Consider the following 21,540-nt stretch of genomic DNA (forward strand, 5'->3'; position numbering starts at 1 on the left):
GGCCTTCTTCTTCGTCACAGCTTGCCGCTGGGCCATCGTTAGCTCCATGAAAACGGGCATAACCCGCAACCGCCGCCAACACCCTCAACCACGCCGCTACGCGGAGGTTTTCAAATGAGGCAACGTATCCGGCTACGCGGAGGTTTTCTATGAGTCAATGCGCCCCCTTGCCCACGATTAGTAAGCATGCTTATGGTTAGCGGACCCGGGGTGGCCAGCAGAGGGTTTCCGCTCCACAAAGCATGTATCAACGTGAGGAATCGCAATGTACCTGCATACCCAGCTTCTCATCAACGAAATCGCAGCAGACGAGCCGGATCCCGCCGCAGCAAACGCCCTCCAGGAAGGGCTCGGTGGGCAATTCGGTGAAATGCGCACCATGATGCAGTACCTGTTCCAGAGCATGAACTTCCGAGGCGACGCCGCATCGAAGCCGTACAAGGACCTCCTCCAAGGCATCGGCACGGAGGAGATCAGCCACGTGGAGTTGATCGGGACCACCATCTCCCAACTCCTAGATGGATCACCGCGCTACCAAGGCAAGAAAAACGATCCTGTAGACGAGCCCGGAGCAGGCGGGGCCACTCCCCTGAATATCGCCTTGGACACCAGCAACATCCACCACTACCTCGTGGGCGCCCAGGGCGCACTCCCTGTGGACGCCGCCGGCAATCCTTGGAGCGGCTCCTACGTCTACAACAGTGGCAACCTCGTCCTGGACCTCCTCTACAACCTGATGCTCGAATCCACCGGCAGGCTGCAGAAGTGCCGCATCTATGAGATGACAGACAACAAAACCGCCCGATCCACCATCGCTTACCTCATCGTCCGCGACCAGGCCCACGAAAACGCCTACGCCAAGGCCCTGGAAAGCCTGGGCGTCAATTGGGGCAAGGTCCTGCCAATTCCGAAAACCAACGCCGAGCAGTTCCCGGAGGTCAAGAAACTCCTGGACAAGGGCCTGCAAAGCATCCAATACACTTTCAGCGCCGATAACCTCAGCGAGGTAGGCAAGCTCTTCCGCGGGGCCTCACCCTCCAACGACGGAACGGAATTGTCCACGGACACCATGCCCAAGGGCAGCCCCATCACCATCTCACCGGAGCGCAAGGAAGAATTCGCGCCCGGACTGGATCCCGAACTCCTCGCCCTGATCCAAGCCACTGCGGAGCAGGAACTCAAGGATGCGAACAGCCCCAAGGAAGCCAAGTAGCAACCCGCAAAAAAGCGGGCACGTCCAAAAGGACGTGCCCGCTTTCGCGAGTGGGTGTCAGGCGTGCTCGTAGGTGAGGCAGTCAGCGGAATCGGCGCCGGGACCAACCTTCACATCGTGGGCTTCGCACATCAGGTTGTTGTTGTGGACGCATTCCGAACGCTGGCAGGCACCAACGTGCGCAAGGACCTTGGGCAGTCCACCCATGGTGTTCGTGTCGATGAACGTGGCGCAGGATGCGTGGTCCTGGGTGCCACCGATGGTGATTCCAAAGGCAGTGCAACCGTTGTGGTTGAACCCGCACGTTCCGACGCTGCAGGCGGATACTTCGGCAACATGTTCGGTCATTGTTCCTCCTGGTGTGGGCCAAGGGGCTGAACCCCGGGTGTACTACCCAAACTACGCCGGATTTCCGCGGTTTAACCCGGCTGATTAGCGCATTTGTACGTTCGCTAATCCGTTCATTTGCCGGGTGTCCTCAGGAATTGCCCCGGAGTCCTGACCGCGCGGCTGATCTTCTCCAACGTTTCCTTGTCCAGGGGAGCCACCAACCGCTGCTCGCGGGCAGCCCTGTCTGCCCGGATTTTCTGGACGACCATGCGCCCCAGCCCGGCGAAAACAGCTACTGCCATCACGCCCAACACCATCGACTTCGGTTTCTCAGCCATGCCGCAATCCTAGTGACGCCACGCACCTGCTGCCATACCGCCGTCGGGCACTGATCGCAGGGAATTTCCCCCGAAACGGCGGGGGCTCCTCGCACAAACGCGCTGAATAGGGTATGTGCGCTCCTCCCGGTAGGATAGACGTGCAAGCTCGCGGAGCGCCCCCACACCGTTTCAGGACACCGTTTTCGGGACATAGTTCGAACGCGGCTGAACGGCGTGAGACGGCATCCTCCGCGGCAGCCTTATTTAAAGGTTCACCCAACTCACGCACAGGAGTTACCGGATGCCCCGGATCGTCGTTGACGTCATGCCCAAGCCCGAGATTCTGGACCCCCAGGGGAAGGCCATCGTGGGTGCACTGCCCCGCCTCGGCTTCAACAGCTTCAGCGCAGTCCGCCAGGGCAAGCGTTTCGAACTGACCGTTGACGGCGAGGTGACCGACGCCATCCTGGCACAGGCCCGCGAAGCAGCCGAGACGCTGCTGTCCAACCCGGTGATCGAGGATGTTGTCAACGTCGAGGTCGTCGAGGCCTGAGATGACGTCACTCCCCCTGATTGGCGAGGCCGTGGCCGTCGCCGCTGAGCCCCGGCTTGCCGGCGCCAAGATCGGCGTCGTTACCTTCCCCGGCACCCTGGATGACCGCGACGCCGCCCGTGCAGTGCGGCTTGCAGGCGCAACGGCGGTGCCGCTCTGGCACGCAGACACCGAACTCGGCGACGTTGACGCCGTGGTGGTCCCCGGCGGCTTCTCCTACGGCGACTACCTCCGTGCCGGCGCCATCTCCCGTTTCGCGCCGCTGATGTCCAAGATCATCGACGCTGCGAACTCCGACGCGAAGCTGCCTGTCCTGGGCATTTGCAACGGTTTCCAGATCCTGACCGAGTCGCACTTGCTGCCCGGTTCCATGATCAAGAACGACCACCTGAAGTTCATCTGCCGCGACCAGGTGCTGCGCGTGGAGAACGCCAACACCGCGTGGACCGTGGACTACCAGGACGGCCAGGAAATCACTGTGCCCCTGAAGAACCAGGATGGCCAGTACATTGCCGATGAGAAGACCCTCGATGCCCTTGAGGCCGAGGGCCGCGTTGTGTTCCGCTACGTGGGCTTCAACCCGAACGGCTCCCGCCGCGACATCGCCGGCATCTCCAACGCCGCCGGCAACGTGGTGGGCCTCATGCCGCACCCCGAGCACGCCGTTGAGGCAGGCTTCGGTCCGTCCACCAACGACGGCACCGACGGCCTCGGTTTCTTCACCTCCGTTTTGACCAAGATTGTGGGAGGCGACAAGTGACCACGGAAACCACCAAGAAGTTCAACATCGATACCGTTGAGCACGCTGCCAAAACCCCGGACACGGAACTCCCGTGGGCCGAGTTGGGCCTGAAGCAGAACGAATTCGACGAGATCGTCAAGGTCCTGGGCCGCCGCCCCACCGGTGCCGAACTGGCCATGTACTCGGTCATGTGGAGCGAGCACTGCTCCTACAAGTCCTCCAAGAACCACCTGCGCCAGTTCGGCGACAAGGTCACCGAGGAGATGAAGAAGGACATGCTGGTGGGCATCGGCGAGAACGCCGGTGTCACCAACCTGGGCGACGGCTGGGCCGTGACGTTCAAGATCGAGTCCCACAACTCGCCGTCGTTCGTTGAGCCGTACCAGGGCGCCGCTACCGGCATCGGCGGCATTGTCCGCGACATCATTTCCATGGGCGCACGCCCGGTTGCCGTGATGGACCCGCTGCGTTTCGGCGCGATCGACCACCCGGATACCGCCCGCGTCATGCACGGTGCCGTTGCCGGCATCGGCGGCTACGGCAACTGCCTTGGCCTGCCGAACATCGGCGGCGAAATGGTGTTCGACTCCGTCTACCAGGGCAACCCCCTGGTGAACGCACTGGCCGTGGGCGTCATGCGCCACGAGGACATCCGCCTGGCCAACGCTTCCGGCAAGGGCAACAAGGTTGTCCTGTTCGGTGCCCGCACAGGTGGCGACGGCATCGGCGGCGCTTCGGTGCTGGCCTCGGAGTCCTTCGACGACACCAAGCCTTCCAAGCGCCCCGCCGTACAGGTGGGCGACCCCTTCGCCGAGAAGGTGCTCATCGAGTGCTGCCTCGAGCTCTTCAAGGGCTCCCTGGTTGAAGGTATCCAGGACCTCGGCGCCGCAGGCATTTCCTGTGCAACGTCCGAGCTCGCTTCCAACGGCGACGGCGGCATGCAGGTTGAGCTGACCTCGGTGCTGCTGCGCGACCCCACGCTGACCCCGGGCGAGATCCTCATGTCCGAGTCGCAGGAACGCATGATGGCAATCGTCACCCCGGAGAACGTGGAAGCGTTCGAGGCCGTGATGGACAAGTGGGCCGTCGAGTACTCCTGGCTGGGTGAAGTGACCGATACCGGCCGCCTCATCATCACTTGGGAAGGCGAGGTAATCGTCGACGTCGATCCCCGCACCGTTGCGCACGACGGCCCGGTCTACGACCGCCCGTACGCCCGCCCCGAGTGGCAGGATTCCGTCCAGGCCAACGCCTTCACGGGATCCGTGGAAGACGCCAACCGCCCGTCCGCTCCTTCCGAGCTGGCCGCCGCCGTCACCGAACTCATTGCATCGCCCAACATGTGCAGCAAGTCCTGGATCACCAAGCAGTACGACCGCTACGTTGGCGGCAACACTGCCATGGCCTTCCCGGACGACGCCGGTGTGGTCCGCGTTGACGAGGAAACCGGTCTGGGCGTCGCCCTGGCCACCGACGCCAACGGCCGCTACACCTACCTGGACCCGTACCAGGGTGCCCAGCTCGCGCTGGCCGAGGCCTACCGCAACGTCGCCACCTCCGGCGCCGTTCCCATGGCCGTCAGCGACTGCTTGAACTTCGGTTCCCCCGAGGACCCGGATGTCATGTGGCAGCTCGCCGAGGCCATTCGCGGTCTGTCCGACGCCTGCATGGAACTGGGCGTCCCGGTCACCGGTGGCAACGTTTCGCTGTACAACCAGACCGGCACCACGCCGATCCACCCCTCCCCTGTGGTGGCAGTCCTGGGCAAGCTCGACGACGTCGCCCGCCGCACGCCGTCGGGCTGGCGCGAGGACGGGCAGGCCATCTACCTGCTCGGCACCACGGCAGCCGAACTGGATGGCTCGGAGTGGTCCAACCTGCGCGGACACCTCGGTGGCCAGCCGCCGAAGGTGGACCTGGCGGCCGAGCGTGAACTTGGTGAGATCCTCATCAACGCTTCCCGCGATGGCATGGTGGACGCCGCGCACGACCTCTCCGAAGGTGGCCTCGCGGCTGCCCTTGTGGAATCTTCGCTGCGCTACGGCGTGGGTGCCCGCATTGCCCTGGAAGAGCTCATGGAGCGCGACGGCGTGGACCTGTTCACGGCCCTGTTCTCCGAATCCCAGGCCCGTGCGATCGTGTCCGTGCCCCGCTCGGAGGAAGTCCGCTTCAAGGACATGTGCACTGCCCGCGGCTTCGCCCACCTCCGGATCGGCGTTGTTGACGCCGCCGGCGGAAAGCTGGAGATCAACGGCGTTGACGCACTCTCCCTGGACGCCCTCAAGGAAGCACACGAAGGCACCCTGCCCAAGTACTTTGGCTAGCAGAGGCTAACGCAGCAAGGCCCCGGCACTCGCAGAGTGCCGGGGCCTTGCGCGTTCCGGGCGGGGGATTGCCGAGGCGGTTTACCCAGGCCAGGTCTGCTGCCGCTTCAGGTTCTCCGTGAACTCGGGCCCCGGCACGGGACGGCCAAAATAGTAGCCTTGGCCGCTGGTGCATCCGATGCTCCGCAAGGCCTCGGCCTGCTCTGCCGTCTCAATCCCTTCCCAGATCCCGTCAAGCCCGCAGGAGCGGATGACCTGCTGAATGGCGGCAAGGAACGTCAACTGGGTGTCGTCCTTTCCCAGGTCCCGGACGAACTCGCGGTCCACCTTCACGTGGTCCACAGGCAGTTTCCGGAGGTACCCCATGGACGAGTACCCGGTGCCGAAATCGTCGATCTCCAGGCCCACACCCAGGCGGTGCAGGCTCATGAGGGTGTACCGGTCGAGTTCGTTGTTCTGGATGATGGCGCTCTCCGTGAGTTCCAGGACAAGCGACTCGGGAGGAAGCCCGGCCCCGGACAAGGCTTCGCGCACATCGTCCACGAATTCCAGGCTTTGCAGGTCCGGTGCGGAGACGTTGATCCTCATGGTGAAGTCGTGGTGCGCCGTTTCCGCATCCTGCCTCCACATGGCCAGCTGGGCAACGGAGGTCCGCAGTACCCAGCGGCCCAGCTTCGCGATCAGGCCGGAGGACTCGGCGATGGGAATGAAGCGGTCCGGCATGATGAGCCCATGCTCGGGGTGGTTCCAGCGGACAAGGGCCTCGCTCCCTTGGAGGCGTCCGGTAGCCAGTTCAACAATCGGTTGGTAGAACAGCACCAACTGGTCGGAGTCTATGGCGTGGGCCAACTCCCCCACAATTTGCCGCTGGAGTTGGCGCGCCAGCAATGTGGCGGGATCGAAGTTCTTGACCTTGTTCCGGCCCTCGGCTTTGGATTCCTCCATGGCCATGTCCGCTTCAAGGAGCAGTTCGCTGGGCGTGTGGTGCGGTTCGACCATCCGCAGCCCCACACTGGCCCTGCACTGGACACTTTCGGTCCCGAGGTCGATCTCGGGCTCCAGTGCGGCCAGGATGCGGTTCCCCGCGGCGGTAGCCTTGGCAAGAGGTGTGGCGCGCAACAGCACGGCGAATTCGTCGCCACCCAGGCGAGTGACGACGTCGTTCTCCCCCGCTGTTTCGCGGATGCGCATGGCGACGGTCATCAGGACCTGGTCCGCGGCCGCATGGCCCACCGATTTCTTGAGGGCTTTGAAGCCGTCAAGGTCCAGCAGCAGCAAGGCTGCAGGCAAGCCGCCCTCGGCCTTTTGTGCCTCCAGCAGGGCGCTTTCCAAGGCAAACCGGTCGCCGAGCCCGGTCAACGGGTCCGTTCGTGGCTCGCGCCCTTCGGACTGGCGGGCGGGGTGAAGCCCGCCCTTGGCGTTCAAGACAATTCCAAGCGGCGCAAGCTGTCGTCTACCACGGACTTCGGTTTGGCAACGGGATTGCTGCGCTCGTCCAGGAACAGCCGGTAGGACGCAACGTCCAGCTTCCCACCCGGCTCCGGGCTGGCCCCCGAGCGGTACACGTGGGTGATCCAGGAGCCGCCGAGGATTGCCTCCATCCAGGCGTCGCATTCGGCCAGTGGCAACGAAAGACGCGTGCCGGTGGCGCGGCGGTGGCCCGCGATGGAAAGGGTGATGCAGCTCCCCTGCAGGCCCTTGTCCGCAGTGAACCACGCGAGGCCTTGGACGTCGGCCACGATGGTCAGGCTCGCATTACCGTCTTCCACCGACTGGACCGGATTCATCCGGACCGACCGGCGGGCGGTGTTCAGCGCCGTGGCCGTGCCGGCCTGGTAGGGCGGGCTGGTGATGTCCTGCCGGAACGCGTTCAGCTCCTGGGTGTGCTGGATCTGGATTTTGGTGGTCAATCCATTGATGGTCATGATCGTGCCTCATCAGCGATAGTGGCCGCCCCGAGGCGGTCTGCTCCGACAATCCTGTTTCGTCCTTGCGCCTTGGCGCTGTAGAGTGCCGCGTCCGCAACTTCGATCATGAAGGTGAGGTCCGCGGTGGCCGGAGTGCTCGATGTGACCCCGTAGCTGACTGTTGGGAAGGTGCCGCCTCCGGGCACTTCCATGGTGGACATGCGGCGGCTGATCTCTATCGCCACGTTTTCGGCACGCTCCTGCGTGGCACCGGGCAGGAAGAGAACGAACTCTTCCCCGCCGTAGCGGCCCACAAGATCCGTGGAACGAACACTGGCCCGGCACGCCTCGGCGAACGCCTTCAGCGCGGCATCGCCGGCGCGGTGGCCGTGTTCATCATTGACCGCCTTGAAGTGGTCCAAATCGGCCAGCACGACGGCGGCACTCGAGTCGGTGCCGCGCAGCCGGTTGAGTTCGGTGCCGGCCAGGTCCAGGAACGTGCCACGGTTGAGGAGCCCGGTCAGGTGGTCCCTGCTGGCACGTTCACGGAGTCCCTTGATCAGTTGGTCACTGCTGAGTGCCGTCATGCTGAAGGACACGGTAACCAGCAGCACCAGTGATACCAGGCCCGACGGTGCTGGACCGAAGTAGGTCTGGAACATGGGGCTGGTGGGACCTTCCACGGCATACACGGCCCAGCGGCCCAGATAGTAGACGGCCAGCAAGCCTGCTGCGATGGACAAACCCTTGTGCACTTGCGAGAGCGAAGCCTTGATGAACCAGAGATCCTTGGCTGCCAGCGCAATGCCAATGGTCATCATGCCCAGGTAAACAAAGCCCCCGGACCACACGTTGGTGGCCGGATTCTCCAGGACGGAGGCCACGGCCGTAATCAAAGGTGCGATGGCAAGCTGCCAGGGCGCTGCCTTCTTGTCCCGCAGCGTGCGTGCTCCCGCCCAAACGCTGTAGGAACCTGCCACCACCAGGACGTTGCCCAGTGGGTTCGCCCAGGTTTGGTGGAGGGTGCCGTTGAGCAGGAAGGCCGCATTGCCGAGCATGTATTCCAGCAAGGCGATGCCCCACCAGCCCGCATACGGCGACTTGGTGCGCCGGTACGAGGTGAAAAACAGCACAAAGAGGGTCAAGGTGACCACACCGAGGGCTACCCTCACCGAGAAAGCGTCGAGCACCATGGTTAGCTCCTGCCAGTTGGTCCCACGCCAATTTCTACCATGACGGGGTTCCTGTCAAAGCAGCACCTGCCCACGTGTTGCACCGGCCAGCAATTTTGCCCATGTCCACTCATCTCCCCCCTGGGTGATCCGTGGTTTCAGTGTGATCCCGTTGGCTCAACCTCCCTGCGGCATTTCCTCAAGATTGGATCAAGATCGGGTCCCATCAGCGCCACGGGATACTTGAACCATGTGGATCGGCTGGATCGAATTCGATGTACTCTTGGGCGACGTGCACAGCCTGAAGGAAAAGCGCTCCCTGATCAGGCCCCTCGTTGCCGAATTGAAGCGGCGCTTCGACGTCTCGGCTTCGGAAACGGGCCTGCACGACCAACACCGCCGCGCCATGGTGGGTGCAGCGATGGTCGCCTCGGATCACGCGCACCTGAGGGAAGTGCTCGACGCCGTTGAACGGTTTGTGGCATCCCGGCCTGAGCTTGAGCTGCTCAGCGCGCGGCAGAGGGAGCTCCACAGCGAGGATTAATTACCCCTTGCCGTGCCCCCACGACCCACTTTGGCGCGCAAACGCCCCCGAGGTGCCTCTAGCGCGGGCGTGTCGGGGGCGTTCAAGATCAAAGTGGGTGGTGGCGGTACGCCTATGCCTCGATGGTCAGCTCGCCCATCCGGTCCCAACCACTGCCTTCGAGCTGGCGGCTGATGATGTGCGGGGTTTCGGCGAGGGCCTGGGGCATGTCAGCCATGGCCTTCTTGAAGTGATCGCTGGTGACGTGGGCTTCGGCAGCGTCGTCTTGGAAGGCTTCGACCAGGACGAACTCGTTGGGGTTGTCCACGCTGCGGGACCAGTCGAACCACAGGTTGCCGGGCTCGGCGCGGGTGGCTTGGGTGAAGTCGGCCACCAGGTCCAGCCAACGTTCCGACCAGTCGGGCTTGACGTTGAATTTGACGACGATGAAGATCATGGGCTTCGGCCTTTCGGTGGACAGTAAGTTCCCTTCCATCCTTTCAGAACAACGCCCGACGGCGGTCCGCACCCAAGGTGCGAACCGCCGTCGTGCGTTTTTAGCTGGCTTGCGCTACTTCATGGTTCCCTGTCTTACTTCATGGTTCCCTGTGAAACGGAGCCCTGGAGCTGGCGCTGGAAGATCACGTAGACAATCAGCACGGGCACCACGGTCACTGTCACCGCAGCGAACAGGGCCCCGAAGTCCACGGCGTAGCCCATCTGGCCGGCGAAGGCGGCGAGGCCCTGCGACAGCACACGCGGGCCAGCCGCGTTGATGGACACCGGGATCAGGAACTGGTTCCATAGGCCCAGGAAGTTGAAGATGGCAACCGAGGCGAGGCCCGGCTTGGCCATCGGCAGCATGACCTGGAAGAACGTCCGCCACTCCCCTGCTCCGTCCAACGCCGCGGCCTCCGTGATTTCGTGGGGAAGCGATTTGAAGAAGGAGAACAGGAAGAACACCGTGAACGGCAGTGCGAAGCCGACGTACACCAGGATCAGCCCGGGCAGGGTGTTGAGGAGCCCGATGTTCCGCATCACGAAGAACAACGGAACCATGGCCAGGAAGATCGGGAACGTCAGGCCTGCGAGCATCAGGTAGTAGATGGCTTTGCTGCCCGGGAAGGTGTAGCGGGCCAGGACGTAGGCACACATGGCACCAAGCACCATGACGATCACCAGCGCACAGCCAACCACGATCACGGAATTGAGGAAGTAGCTGCCAATTCCGGCTTCGCTCCAGGCCTTGACGTAGTTGTCGAACCGCCATTGGGACGGCAAGGCAAACGGGGAGGCGAAGATCTCGCTGGACGTCTTGAACGAGGACATGAACGTCCACAAGAGCGGCAGGATCACGATGAGCGACCAGATGGTCAGCGCCGTGTGCGAGATGGCGCCAACCACTTTGTCACCGGGCGTGGTGGCGGGGGTGCGCGGTTGGAAGTGCAGGGACTTCATTTCCGGAGGTGCGACCTTGGTAGTCATCAGTTGCTCACATCCTTGTCGCCGCCGGTGAGCCTGTTAACTACGAACACCAGGCCGGAGAAGATCAGGGTGGTCACTGCCAGGACGACGCCCATGGCACTTGCCAGCCCGAATTGGCCCTTGCTGAAGGCCGTGAAGAACAGTTGCTGGGACATGACCAACGTGGAGTTGTCCGGGCCACCACCGGAGTTGAGGGCGGCCATGTAGACGAAGGCGTCCAAGGCCAGGATGCCCATGTAAATGTAGGCGGTCTGGATGTTGTCCCGGATCAAAGGAATGGTGATGGAGACCGCGGTGCGGAACCGGCCGGCCCCATCGATCCTGGCTGCCTCGAACAATTCGGCCGGGATGCCCTTGATGCCTGCCACGAACAGCACCATGTAGAAGCCGACGAAGCCCCAGACGATCACGAACATGGTGGCGATCATGGCCGTATCCTTGTTGCCCAGCCACGCGAAGTCCTTGAACTGTTCCAGGCCGATGCCCCTCAGCAGGCCGTTGAGCAGGCCCCCTGAAGGATCGTAGATCTGCCCCCACATGATGCCGATGGCGATGGCCGGGATGGTGTACGGGAAGAAGGAAACCACCCGGTAGAAACTGGAGTTCCGCAGGCCCTTGATCTGCCCCTTGCTGCTCCCGCCCACAGTCACGAGCGTGGCCAGGACCAGGCTCAGGATGATGGTGATGATCGGCAGGAAGATGACCAGGAGGATGTTGTTCCCCATGGCCTTCATGAAGATGTCGTCGGTGAAGATCTTGGCGTAGTTGTCCAGGCCGATGAAGTTCTGATTGGGCGAGAAGCCGGACCAGTCGGTCAGCGAGTAACCGAAGGCCTGGATGAAGGGCCAGATCACGAACACGAGATAAATGACCAGCGGCAGTCCGAGGAACACCAGGAAGAAGCTGGCTTTGTCCCACGTCAGCGGCTTGCGGCGCCGCTTGACCATTATTGGTGGAGCCATGGCCGGAACGACGGCGGCCGTGCCGTCGTCGTTCCGGCTCGCTTGCGTTTTCACTGCTGTCACTTCACTTCAATCTTCTTGACCGAGCTGTCGTTGCGGACCTTGTCCGTGATGTTCTGCAGCGCCGAGGTCAGCGTCGCCACGTCCGACTTGCCGTCAAGGAACGTGTTCCACACAACCAACTGGTCCTTGTTGGTGCCGTAGAGGTCGATGAAGTTCCAGGTGTAGATGTTGTCCCCGGCGTCCTTGAGCAGCTTGGTCTGCGAGACGAGTGCCGTGGAGCCGAAGCCGTCTTCGGGAACGGTGTCCTTGACGATGGTGGGGGCCAGCTTGGTCTTGGCGAAGTTGGTTGCGGCGTCCTTGGACAGCATGACGCGCAGCAATTCCTTGCCACCGGCCACGTTCTTGCCTTGGGACGGAACAACAAACGGCTCGCCGGCTGCGCTGTGCAGGGAGGCGTACGGCATCTTGGGGCTGGCGCTGACCGACGGTACCGGAGCACCCGTCATGTTGAAGCCCGCCTTGGTCTGGTCCTTCATTTCGTTCTCGATCCAGGAACCGGACGGGTAGAACACGGCTTCCTGGGCGTTGCTCCACTGGGCCTGCGCTGCCGTGAACTGGGTACCGGAACCGCCGGGCTTGAAGAAGCCGGCCTTGACGATCTTGTCCAGTGCGGTGAACACGGACTGGATGGCTGGGTGCGACCAGCAGTCTGCCTTCAGGTTCTCCAGTGACAGGCGGACCTCGTCGCCGCCTTCCTTGATGGCCGACGCGATGGCCATTTCCTGGTAGTACGTGGCGGCTTCCTTGCCCCAGACGAACAGGTACTTGCCCTTGGCCTTGGCCTGCTCGCCGAGGGTGTACATCTCATCCCAGGTCTTCGGCACGGTCCAGCCGTTTTCCTTGAGGAGTGCGTCGGAGTACCAGACGGCATAGACCGTGAGCACGTAGTTCAGGGCAGCCAGCTTGCCGTCAAAGGTGCCCGGCGCCAGGACACCGGTGTAGAGCGTGTCCTTGATGACCTTGCCCTCCAGGTTCTTGGCCTCCACCACGCTGTTGAGGTCCTCAAGCTGGGCCAGGATGGTGCTGAAGCCGATGGCCTTGGCACCGGAGTTGTCGATCAGGTCCGGCGGGTTGCCGCCGACGAAGCGCGGCTGGAGTTCCTGGGCTATATCCGTGGACGGGGCAATCTTGGCAGAGGAACCGTCATGCGCCTTTTCGAAGGCCTTGCCGGCGAACTCGACGTAATCGATCCCGTAGCCACCCTTGAAGATCACGGCGTCAACGGTGGACTTGTCCGCCATGCCGAACGGGTTGGTGTCCGAGACGGTACCCGTGGGTCCGGTGGAGGTTCCGCCACCGCCGGCTGCACACGACGCGATGGTCCCGCCCATCGGGACGAGCACGGCTGCAGCAAGTGCTCCGCGCAGGAATCCGCGGCGGCCAAGGGACTGGTGCTGAATGGTCATTTCAATACCCCTTTTAGTGACTCGTTAGGTCCACCTGGTCCAGCTGGGGCCGGAGGGTGGGACAGTCTGGGGCTGGCGCTCTGGGACGCCAACCTTCGTGTGACATACTTCTCCACGAATGATCGAAAATCAATATTTCTTGGCAGTTTCAATCAAGATTTGTCAAAGCGTGATCAAATGTAAGAACCAGGTTTTGCCGGTGTGCACTCTCAATCTAGACCCAACATGGCGGCGTGGGGAGTGCTTGAACAGGGCGTTTTACGTGGGGTTTGAGCTGCTTCGGGGACTGGCAAGGCGCGCCCAACCGAGCTGTTCCTGCTGCTTGCGGCTGAGCGTTGCAACCACCAGGTCATAGGAATCCTCAACCATGTCCCGGATCATGTCATCTGGGAGGCCACCGTCCAGCCGGACCCCGTTCCAGTGCGTCTTGTTCATGTGCCACGCACCCGTGATCTCTGGATGGGCCGACCGCAGTTGCTCCGCCAGAGCAGGCTCGCACTTCAGGCTCACGGACCAGTCGTCCGGATTCATGGCCGACAACGCGAACATCTTGGCCTCGTGCCGGGCGCCCCCGGCAACAGCCGACCGCACCTTGAACACCGACGTTTCAGGCCCGAATGGGAAATCCTCGAACGCACCGGGAAAGCTCAGGCAAAACTCGCGAAGGCTGGGAACGTCCATGGTTCGAGGGTACTAGCCCGTCCGTGCGCACCCTTAGGCGACGCCCAGGAAGTCCTCCAGCAGCACCACTTCCAAGCCCGCAGCGAGCTGGGCTGCACGGAACGCGGCGAGGTCGGCGGCGAATTCCGCCCGGAAGTGCATGAGCACAATGTCGCCGGGCCGCAGCGCATTTCCCACCTGGTAGTCCATCTTGCCGGCGTTCGCCTTGGCTTCCCAGGTGACGATCGCCTTCATGCCCGCGGCCGCGACAGCCTGCCGCATCACGTTGGAGTAAGCGCCTCCCGGCGGACGGAACAGCGTGGGCTTGCGACCGTACTGCTGCGCGGCGTAGTCCTGCATCCCCACCATGTCATTGAGCTGCTGCTGGTAGCCCCACTGCCGCACCATGTTGATGTTGTGGCTTACCGTGTGGTTTTCCACCAGGCTGCCCTGCGCTTGGAAGGCTTTGAAGAATGCCGGGTTGTCGGCGATCGTATCCCGCGTAAGGAACAGCGACGCAGGGTAGTCATACTCGGCCATGAGTTTCACCGACTCCGGCGTCTTGATGTTGCCGTCGTCGATGGTCAGGAACACTACTGGATGCTGCGTGGGAATCTTGGTGATCACCGGGGCCAAGCCACCGACAATCGGCGGCAACTGGTAGTCCGGGATGAACGTGCGGCGGATCCGCTTGGTGGCTGGCTGAGTCGGCGTCGGAGAAGGAGCGGACGACGTCGGGATCTCACCACCCGCGGCCAGGGCACCATTGCCGGCGGGCAGGTCAGGCGAGGCAGTTGGCGTAGCCGGCGGCAGCCCCGTCGTCGTACTTTCACCGACGCTGCACGCCGTCAGTCCGGCGACCACCGATGCGCCAAGTACTCCCAACATGGCCCGCCTGCTGGGCGCGGAAAATTGCACCGCAGAATGCTGCTCACACACGGCTGTCCCCCATGGACTAAGGAATGATTCAGTCGCAGATTAGCAGGAGAATCGGCGCGCCCTTTACAAGCCGTAGTGCCAGCCTTCGCGCGCCGGGCAGGAGTTGACCACCACATCGAGTCCGGCATCCCGCGCGCGTTGGCAAGCGGCGTCGTCGAACACGCCCAACTGGAGCCAGACGGCCTTGGCGCCCACCGCAATCGCTTGGTCTATGACCGCGCCGACGCGCTCGGAATTGACGAAGCAATCCACGACGTCGATAGGGTGCTGTTCGGCAGGGATGTCGGCGAGGGTCTTATAGCCCTTTTCGCCGTGGACTTCCTCGCCCTTGAGGTTTACCGGGATGATGGCCATGCCCATCTTGTCCCGAACGTAGAGCGCAACATCGAAGGCCGAACGCCACTCGTTGTTGCTGAGGCCCACAATGGCCCATGTGCCTTTTGTCCGCATCAACCGCTCCACGACGGCCGGGTCGTTGACCTGCATCATCGTTCCAGCCTACCTGTGACTCGTGGCCGGGCCGCGGATCAGCGCGTTGACGGCGTGAGCCACTCCTTCAGCTTGTCCATGAAGGAGGGCAGGCGACCAACAGGTTCGTCCCCGTCCTGACTTTGTCCGTCGGCGTTGGCTTTAGTGTGGCCGTTGCCTTGCTTCTTGTCCTGTGCATCCCGCTCCGGTTTGGCCGGTTTGCTGGGCTTGACCGGGCCGGGCTTGGCGGCCGGGTTGCTTGGCTTTGCCTCGAGGGGTTTGGCCGCTGCGTTCTGGGTCGCCTCGATGTTTGGGGTTACCGGCTGGGCGGCCGGGGCCTGGGCAGCGGTGTTCGCTGCAGGAGTGCTTTGAGCCGGAACGGCTGGGGCCGGTGCCGTTGTGGGCACGGGGTCTTTCGTGATCCCTGGAGCCGGAATCGCCGCCGGGTCCACCTGACGGCCCTCCTCCGTGGCCACCTTCGGGGCATCCGGGATGGGCAGCGCTGTCGGAGCGGCCGTCGCATGCGGTGCCAGGTTTCCGAAGAGTTCATCGATGAAGGCCGGATGGCGCGTGAAACCGGAGCTCGCCGCCGCTACGCCGCTGACGCCAAGTCCCATGGCAGCCGCCACGGCAACGCTTACGACGGCGGCACGATGCTTGCGCTTCCAGCGCCGCTTGCTCAATTCGTCATGGGGACCGGCCAACATCGCTGCGAGTTCGGCGTTCGGCGTGGGCGCCGGAAGGCTGGCGTACGAGCCCATGGAAAGCAGTGCTGTCCGAAGATCGGAGTCGCCGTCCAGGTCGGCGTCAAGCAGGAGCTCGTCAACCAGAGCCCTGCGTTCCAAATCCTTGTATGTCATGGCGACACGTATTCCTTTACCACCGAGTGCTCACGGAGCGTGATCAATGCCCGCCGTTGCAGCTGCTTAACTGCTCCGGCCGATTTCCCCATGATGTCGGCAACCTGTTCCACCGTCAGTCCCGCGACAATTCGGAGGGCAAGGACCTCCCGATGGTCCTCTCCCAAGCCGTCCAGAAGCTTAAGGACTTCGCCGGGGCCCAGCAGTTCCATGGCCGCCGACTCGGCAGACTCCGAGGCACGGGTGTCCCGTTCAGCCTCGAACTCGTGCTGCTCGGGAGCCCGGCTTTGCTTCCGATGCTCGTCAACCATGCGGGCATGCGCCACCGAAAAGACGAAAGTCCGCAGCCCGCTGACCCCACCGCTGAGATCATCAAGCCTTGGCAGGACGGCCAGGAACACGTCCTGGGTGACGGCTTCGGGATCGGGTACACCCTTGGCCGTCAAGTAACCGAGGACCTGTCCCGCGTAGGCCTGGTAAACGGCGCTGAACAGTTCCGCGTTATTGCCCTTCAGCGCGTGCAGCGCTTCATCGGTCAATGCGTCGGTCACAGAAGAGACTTTCGATCGGTGGCAGGTCCGCGGCTTTCAGCCAAGCTGTCCGCCATCGATGGGCGCACAACCTCACCTAGGTTATCTGCTCTGCCGGGCGGCCCAAAGGACACCCTGCATGTCTTCCGGAAATCTCCGTTGAATCCGAAGACCGCCTTGAGACGAAAGAAGAGCCGAGCTGGAACATGATGGGGGACAAATTCCAGCTCGGCCCTTTCAAAGAGGTAATCGTTGGGGGACGCCAAAGGGTTACGCGGGGTACGAACTTTTTTGAAAAGTTTTTTCGCGGGCTTTCCCTGAGGTCTGCGAGGGGCTCCCTCTTGGGGTTTCGGAAGGCCCGGACGTCATCCCCGTTCCGGGCTCGAGGCGACCGACGAGGGTCCCTGGTAGCTGAGGGGCGTTGGAGGCGTATCGGTGGCCCGTGGGTGTTTGTATTACGAATGTCCGGGCTGGCTGTACTGGTAGCCCGCCCGGCTGACCTCCCTGGAGCGTTTGGCCGACGTAGAACCCGTGATCACTTTGCTTGGCGTTCCAGCCGGGGTGTTCTTTGGTGTGGTTGCATGCCTCGCACAGCCCTGCGCCGTTCTCCAGGGAAGTCTTCCCACCGGCGTGCCAGGCCAGGACGTGGTCGTAGTGGCGGATGGGCGCGTCGCAGTACGGTGTGCGGCACGTGTCATCACGGGTCTCGATAAACCGACGCATCCCGGGCGGGAACAACCTCGCCCGCGAATCGGTGGCCATCAACTCGTTGGTTCCCGGCGCCGTGTAGAGCCGCCGGATCCAGACGTCGAAATCCGGACTAAGGCCCGACGCATCACCTGCACCCGTCGCACGCACCGAGTGTTTACCCACCGGCTGGGAGCCGGTCTGGCCGCTCACCGGCTGGGTGCCGGCTTTCTCGCTGCCCGCCCCATGCTTGATCAGCTCCCTCGCCCAGCCGGCCGGGACGATGCCGTAGCCTTTCAACCGTGCCGGTTCGCTATCGCCCTGCAGCAGGGCCCGGTCGGTCATGACCAGTTCCACGTGCACCCCTGCGATCCCGCCGGGGGTTCCGGTGAGCCGCTCCACCAAGGTATCGGCCATGACCTGGCCCTTGGACCGGGCATCACCTTGGGAGCGGGCCGGGCCCGCGGCCCGGGTGAGCGCCGCGTACGCCGCCACCCCCTGCGCCACAGGCAACAACGCCGTCAGGTACGTCATCGTGTCCGGCGCCGGACGCAACCCCACGTTCCGCTCATTCACCGCATACGCCGCCCGCCGGGTCACCGAGGCCGGGTCCCGCCGATACGCCGCAGCCTTCACCAACGCCACAATCCGCCGGTCCCCGGCACCCTCGAACGTGCCCGTGTCCGCGGCCAGCTCCTCATCCACCGCGCACCGGTCCTCCACCGACAGGCACGCGGTTTCCCGGACCAGCAACGTTGCGCGCCACTCGTTCAACTGCCCGGTCTCCAACGCAGCCAACGTCCGTGGCATCTCCGTCACGAGTGCTTTCGCCAACCCCAACAACCGGGCCCCCTTGTTCGGGGACTCACGCCGCGCCAATGCCACCTGCGCCCCCACACCCCTACCCCGCTCCGAGGCCGGAACCCCCGCCGCGGCCTGCTCCCTGCGTTGGGCCAGATCAAACGCCACAGCCACCCTCGCCTGCGCCGCCGAAACCGCCGACTTCAAATCCTCCAACCCCCGCAACTGATCAACCAACGCCCCGCTGTCGCCCGCGGACTCAAGCGCACTAACAACTGCGATCAAATCCGCAATCGACGAGCCCACCGCCAGGGGGCGTTCCACAGACGCATAACCGGAGGCAGCAGCGTCACCAACGCCACCATCCTGCCCCACCGAAAACCCGTCCATACCCCCACTCTTCCAGCGCAGGAACGCCGGAATAAGGCCACGGTTGCCCTATGTGGATAGCCTCGAGAGCTCCCTCCTTACTGTTCCTCCACAAGGGCAGCAGAAACTAACGAAGTCTTAGCCGGGCGTGAGCCAGCGGACTAGCCCTCCCGGACGCGCGAAAACGTCGTGTGCAGCGCTGACCCAGACACCGGCCAGGGCACGCTACTCCGGCGCATCCGTAGGCGCCTCGTAGCCCTCCGGAATCCGTGGGATGCCAGCGTCCAGTGCGCCGGTGTAGACACGCGCCGACGCCAACGCGGCCCCTGATCCGGACAAGACCACCCGCAGACTGCCGGCAGTGGTGACAGGAACCTGGTGGAGCCGACGGTTCCCGACCGTAAGCCCGGTGGCGAGTGCCCCGGCGTCGCGGGCGCCGCCGTCGCGGGCACCGCCGTCGTGCATGATGCTGTGGTGGGTGATCCGCTGTCCGGAACTGAGGTCCTCCACCAGCTCGACGTAATTGAACGTGACCGGCTCCGGGAAGCGCATGGTCACCGAGCCAGGGTGCTGTTCCAGCGTCGCCTCCACCGCCCCGGACAGGCGTCGGTCCAACTCGGCCTTCCATTCACGCAGCCGGGTCTTGTCCTCCACAGGAATGAGTCCGTGCGTGTCCGGCGGGAGGTTGAGCAAAAGGTTCGCCCCCATTCCGATGGACTGATGGTGGATGGCGAGGAGGTGTTCGGTGGATTTGGGCTCGTCGTCAGGATGCCAGAACCAGCCGCGCCGGAGGGAAACGTCGCACTCGGGCGGAAGGTAACGGGCGGAAAGGGAGGAACTCGATTCGGTGTATTGGCTGTCGGCGGTCTGATCCACCACATACTGCACGGGGTCCGCGGCGAGTCCGTTCTCGTTGCCCACCCAGCGAATGGTCGGTTGGCCCATGTTGAAGATCATGGCGTCGGGCTGGTGTTCATGCACCACCGCCATGATGCGATCCCAATCGTAGGACCGGCCCACCGAGCCGGCGCCGTCGAACCAGAGCTCCATGAGTGGTCCGTAGCTGGTGCAAAGCTCGGTGAGTTGCCGGGCGTAAAAGGAATCGTAGGCCTCAGGATCGCCATAGCAAGCCGCGTTCCGATCCCACGGCGAGAGGTACACACCAAAGCCCAAACCTGCGGCAGCACACGCCTCAGAAACGGCGCGCACCACGTCTCCCTGCCCGGAGAGCCACGGCGAGGAGGCGACGGAGTAGTCCGTGGTCGAGGTGGGCCACAAGCAGAAACCGTCGTGGTGCTTTGCGGTGAGGATCAGGTACCTCGCGCCTGCTTCCTTGGCCACTCGGACCCAGCTTCCGGCGTCGAAATCCACCGGGTTGAAGAGGGAAGCCGGAACAGTGCCGTCGCTCCATTCCTTACCCGCGAAGGTGTTGATACCGAAGTGGATGAAGATGCCGAACTCGAGTTGCTGCCAGCGAAGCTGCGCGGGGCTAGCCTTCATCGGCAGTCGCCTCAGCGGTGGTCGACTCAGCAGCCGCCTCTTCGGCGGCCTTCTCCTTGTACGACGCTGAAACCCGCCGGTACACCGGAGTGAGGAATGCGAACAGCGCGGCAAGAATCATGATGACCCCGGCAACCAGGAACACCAGGGCTATCCCGCGCGACGTGCCCTCACCCAGCAGCGGTTCCAGCTGCGCAGCCCCTGATTCGGACCGCGCGTAGGGAATGATCCAGAACTGGGCAATGGGGGCAATGAGGAAGGCAGTTATCGGGGCTGCCGCCGACTCGAAGGCCATGGCGAACCCGAACACCCTGCCTTGCCGGGGCAACGGAACCACTTGCTGGATCACGGTCTGCTCGGCGGCCTCGACGATCGGCACCAGGGTCAGGTAAAGCCAGATCCCGGCGATGTAGAGCCACGGCCACTCGCGGATGGTGAACAGCGCTCCCAGCACACCCATGACGGCCACGGCGATGAGCATGGTCCGCAAGGGATTGGCGCCCAAGCCGAACTTGCCCACCAGGGCGCCGCCGATGATGAACCCCGTCGCCGCGACCGCAAAGAACGTCCCCCACAGCTCAACGGGGAACATTTCCAAGCCGTAGGGATCCATGAGGGCCATGTAGACCCCGCCCACGAAGTTGTTGAACGTGGAGAAGATGATGAGCGCGAACAACCCCGAAATTGCCACCACGGCAGCGTAGGAACCGCGGAGGTCGAAGCTGCCTTTGGCGTCCGTAACAGCCGGTCGCAGTTCTTCGGGCATTCGCAGGGTGAGGAGATGTGCGTACGCGAGCGCCGTAAGGACCAGGGCGATCACGATGGTCCAGCCCATGCCCACGAGCCCCACGGACAGGCCGGACAGCACCGACGTGACGATGAACATGAGCCCCTGCACCATGCCAACCAAACCGTTCGCGTTGGCCCGGCGGTCCGGTTCAATGAGGATGGTTACGGTGGTGGAGAGGGCGATGTTGCGCATGTTCTCCACCACTGCACCCACCAGGATGATCAGGGTGAACGCCCAGAACCATGGCTGGCCGAGGTCGAGCAAGGCTGCGGTGGGAACCAGCAGGAACACCACCCCGGAAATCGTGAACATCAGCAGTGTGAAGGCAGCCGCGAACCGCATCACGACGAGCTTGCGGTAGCGGTCCACGAACGTCCCGAAGCTGATGCTTGAAACGGCGATCAACAGCATGTACGCCCCGCCAACCACGCCGGTGGCTATGACGTTGCGGGTCTCCAAATACACCCAAAACGTCAGGGCAAACCAGAGGTAGCTGGTGGTGATGTTGGCCGCTGCTGTGTTGACCAGGATTCCTGTGAAGGTGCGGGATCGCTGGGCCGGGCTGCGCAGGGAGAGGTCAACGTTGGCTGTCTGCTCGGTCATTCGTTCCGGCCCCTATGCATGCGAGTGTCCCCCTGGGTGAAAAGCGCGGTACGTCCAGCATCAGCCGCCAGCCGGTGAAGGGTCAAGGCCTTCAGCAAGCAGGGGCCCGGGCTTCCGGAACCATGGCCTCAGACGCGGAGGGAGCGTAGGCTGGACCCTTCAGTCAGCCACCTGATTATCCGAGTTCAAAGGAGTGATGATGACCCTTCCTCCACAGCACGAACCCGATCCGTTCCCGCCCGAGCCCGGGCCTACGCAGCCACCCACCGAGCCGGGGCCCGGGCAGCCGCCCCCGGATCCGACGCAACCGTTCCCGCCGCCCATGCCGGACCC

22 protein-coding genes are annotated in these 21,540 nt (G+C 63.4%); 5 read left to right on the plus strand and 17 right to left on the minus strand.

Features of this window, described 5'->3' with window-relative positions; genetic code table 11:
• Positions 1-265 precede the first annotated feature (265 nt).
• Positions 266-1,213 carry a manganese catalase family protein gene (locus tag ACH488_RS20590; protein ID WP_397326438.1) on the plus strand — a complete coding sequence of 316 codons (948 nt, stop codon included), beginning with the start codon at positions 266-268 and terminating at the stop codon, positions 1,211-1,213.
• A 57-nt stretch (positions 1,214-1,270) separates the two neighbouring features.
• On the opposite strand, the gene ACH488_RS20595 is transcribed toward ACH488_RS20590, so the two are convergent.
• Both ACH488_RS20595 and ACH488_RS20600 read right to left on the minus strand, forming a co-directional pair.
• On the minus strand, positions 1,271-1,561 hold the full coding sequence (locus ACH488_RS20595) for a DUF1540 domain-containing protein (protein WP_397326439.1): 291 nt from the start codon (positions 1,559-1,561) through the stop codon (positions 1,271-1,273).
• 113 nt (positions 1,562-1,674) lie between these two features.
• A complete protein-coding gene (locus ACH488_RS20600; RefSeq protein ID WP_397326440.1) occupies positions 1,675-1,881 on the minus strand; it encodes a hypothetical protein in 207 nt (68 codons plus the stop codon).
• Positions 1,882-2,164: 283 nt separating this feature from the next.
• Here ACH488_RS20600 and purS point away from each other — a divergent pair, with 283 nt between their 5' ends.
• From purS to purL, 3 genes are read left to right on the plus strand one after another with little or no spacing between them, the layout of a single operon-like run.
• The gene (purS, locus tag ACH488_RS20605) at positions 2,165-2,416 is read left to right on the plus strand and encodes a phosphoribosylformylglycinamidine synthase subunit PurS (protein WP_011773385.1); all 252 of its coding nucleotides are present in this window, start codon (positions 2,165-2,167) and stop codon (positions 2,414-2,416) included.
• Position 2,417: 1 nt separating this feature from the next.
• Positions 2,418-3,176: a phosphoribosylformylglycinamidine synthase subunit PurQ gene (purQ, locus tag ACH488_RS20610; protein WP_397326441.1), complete on the plus strand. Its 759-nt coding sequence runs from the start codon at positions 2,418-2,420 to the stop codon at positions 3,174-3,176.
• On the plus strand, positions 3,173-5,482 hold the full coding sequence (purL, locus tag ACH488_RS20615) for a phosphoribosylformylglycinamidine synthase subunit PurL (protein WP_397326442.1): 2,310 nt from the start codon (positions 3,173-3,175) through the stop codon (positions 5,480-5,482). The genes purQ and purL overlap by 4 nt, the downstream gene beginning before the upstream one ends.
• 81 nt (positions 5,483-5,563) lie before the next feature.
• Here purL and ACH488_RS20620 read toward each other — a convergent pair whose 3' ends face one another.
• From ACH488_RS20620 to ACH488_RS20630, 3 genes are read right to left on the minus strand one after another with little or no spacing between them, the layout of a single operon-like run.
• Positions 5,564-6,907, minus strand: a complete 1,344-nt coding sequence (locus ACH488_RS20620) for a putative bifunctional diguanylate cyclase/phosphodiesterase (protein ID WP_397326443.1) — start codon at positions 6,905-6,907, stop codon at positions 5,564-5,566.
• Positions 6,904-7,407 (minus strand): hypothetical protein, encoded by a 504-nt coding sequence (locus ACH488_RS20625; RefSeq protein WP_397326444.1) that lies wholly within the window; start codon positions 7,405-7,407, stop codon positions 6,904-6,906. The genes ACH488_RS20620 and ACH488_RS20625 overlap by 4 nt, the downstream gene beginning before the upstream one ends.
• Entirely contained in the window at positions 7,404-8,582 is a 1,179-nt protein-coding gene (locus ACH488_RS20630; protein ID WP_397326445.1) for a GGDEF domain-containing protein, read from the minus strand. Before ACH488_RS20630 ends, ACH488_RS20625 begins: the two co-directional genes overlap by 4 nt.
• Before the next feature lie 229 nt (positions 8,583-8,811).
• Here ACH488_RS20630 and ACH488_RS20635 point away from each other — a divergent pair, with 229 nt between their 5' ends.
• Positions 8,812-9,105, plus strand: a complete 294-nt coding sequence (locus ACH488_RS20635; protein WP_397326446.1) for a DUF503 domain-containing protein — start codon at positions 8,812-8,814, stop codon at positions 9,103-9,105.
• A gap of 112 nt (positions 9,106-9,217) precedes the next feature.
• On the opposite strand, the gene ACH488_RS20640 is transcribed toward ACH488_RS20635, so the two are convergent.
• The 12 genes from ACH488_RS20640 to ACH488_RS20695 form a co-directional block, all read right to left on the minus strand.
• Positions 9,218-9,541, minus strand: a complete 324-nt coding sequence (locus tag ACH488_RS20640; RefSeq protein WP_397326447.1) for a putative quinol monooxygenase — start codon at positions 9,539-9,541, stop codon at positions 9,218-9,220.
• Between the two features lie 134 nt (positions 9,542-9,675).
• Entirely contained in the window at positions 9,676-10,569 is an 894-nt protein-coding gene (locus ACH488_RS20645; RefSeq protein ID WP_397326448.1) for a carbohydrate ABC transporter permease, read from the minus strand.
• On the minus strand, positions 10,569-11,594 hold the full coding sequence (locus ACH488_RS20650) for a carbohydrate ABC transporter permease (protein ID WP_397326449.1): 1,026 nt from the start codon (positions 11,592-11,594) through the stop codon (positions 10,569-10,571). Before ACH488_RS20650 ends, ACH488_RS20645 begins: the two co-directional genes overlap by 1 nt.
• Complete coding sequence (ngcE, locus tag ACH488_RS20655; RefSeq protein WP_397326450.1) at positions 11,591-13,000, minus strand: N-acetylglucosamine/diacetylchitobiose ABC transporter substrate-binding protein; 1,410 nt, start codon at positions 12,998-13,000, stop codon at positions 11,591-11,593. The genes ACH488_RS20650 and ngcE overlap by 4 nt, the downstream gene beginning before the upstream one ends.
• Before the next feature lie 258 nt (positions 13,001-13,258).
• On the minus strand, positions 13,259-13,681 hold the full coding sequence (locus ACH488_RS20660; protein WP_397326451.1) for an MmcQ/YjbR family DNA-binding protein: 423 nt from the start codon (positions 13,679-13,681) through the stop codon (positions 13,259-13,261).
• A gap of 33 nt (positions 13,682-13,714) precedes the next feature.
• A complete protein-coding gene (locus tag ACH488_RS20665; protein ID WP_397326452.1) occupies positions 13,715-14,548 on the minus strand; it encodes a polysaccharide deacetylase family protein in 834 nt (277 codons plus the stop codon).
• Between the two features lie 114 nt (positions 14,549-14,662).
• Positions 14,663-15,088, minus strand: a complete 426-nt coding sequence (locus ACH488_RS20670) for a CoA-binding protein (RefSeq protein ID WP_397326453.1) — start codon at positions 15,086-15,088, stop codon at positions 14,663-14,665.
• A 38-nt stretch (positions 15,089-15,126) separates the two neighbouring features.
• Positions 15,127-15,927 (minus strand): hypothetical protein, encoded by an 801-nt coding sequence (locus ACH488_RS20675; RefSeq protein ID WP_397326454.1) that lies wholly within the window; start codon positions 15,925-15,927, stop codon positions 15,127-15,129.
• The gene (locus ACH488_RS20680; RefSeq protein WP_397326455.1) at positions 15,924-16,478 is read right to left on the minus strand and encodes an RNA polymerase sigma factor; all 555 of its coding nucleotides are present in this window, start codon (positions 16,476-16,478) and stop codon (positions 15,924-15,926) included. The genes ACH488_RS20675 and ACH488_RS20680 overlap by 4 nt, the downstream gene beginning before the upstream one ends.
• Positions 16,479-16,727: 249 nt before the next feature.
• Positions 16,728-18,335: an HNH endonuclease gene (locus ACH488_RS20685; RefSeq protein ID WP_397326456.1), complete on the minus strand. Its 1,608-nt coding sequence runs from the start codon at positions 18,333-18,335 to the stop codon at positions 16,728-16,730.
• A gap of 204 nt (positions 18,336-18,539) precedes the next feature.
• Positions 18,540-19,814: an alpha-L-fucosidase gene (locus tag ACH488_RS20690; protein ID WP_397326457.1), complete on the minus strand. Its 1,275-nt coding sequence runs from the start codon at positions 19,812-19,814 to the stop codon at positions 18,540-18,542.
• A complete protein-coding gene (locus ACH488_RS20695) occupies positions 19,804-21,207 on the minus strand; it encodes an MFS transporter (RefSeq protein WP_397326458.1) in 1,404 nt (467 codons plus the stop codon). Before ACH488_RS20695 ends, ACH488_RS20690 begins: the two co-directional genes overlap by 11 nt.
• Between the last annotated feature and the right edge of the window lie 333 nt (positions 21,208-21,540).

It is taken from the genome of Paenarthrobacter sp. NPDC018779, from assembly GCF_044391085.1.
Classification (GTDB): Bacteria; Actinomycetota; Actinomycetes; order Actinomycetales; family Micrococcaceae; genus Arthrobacter.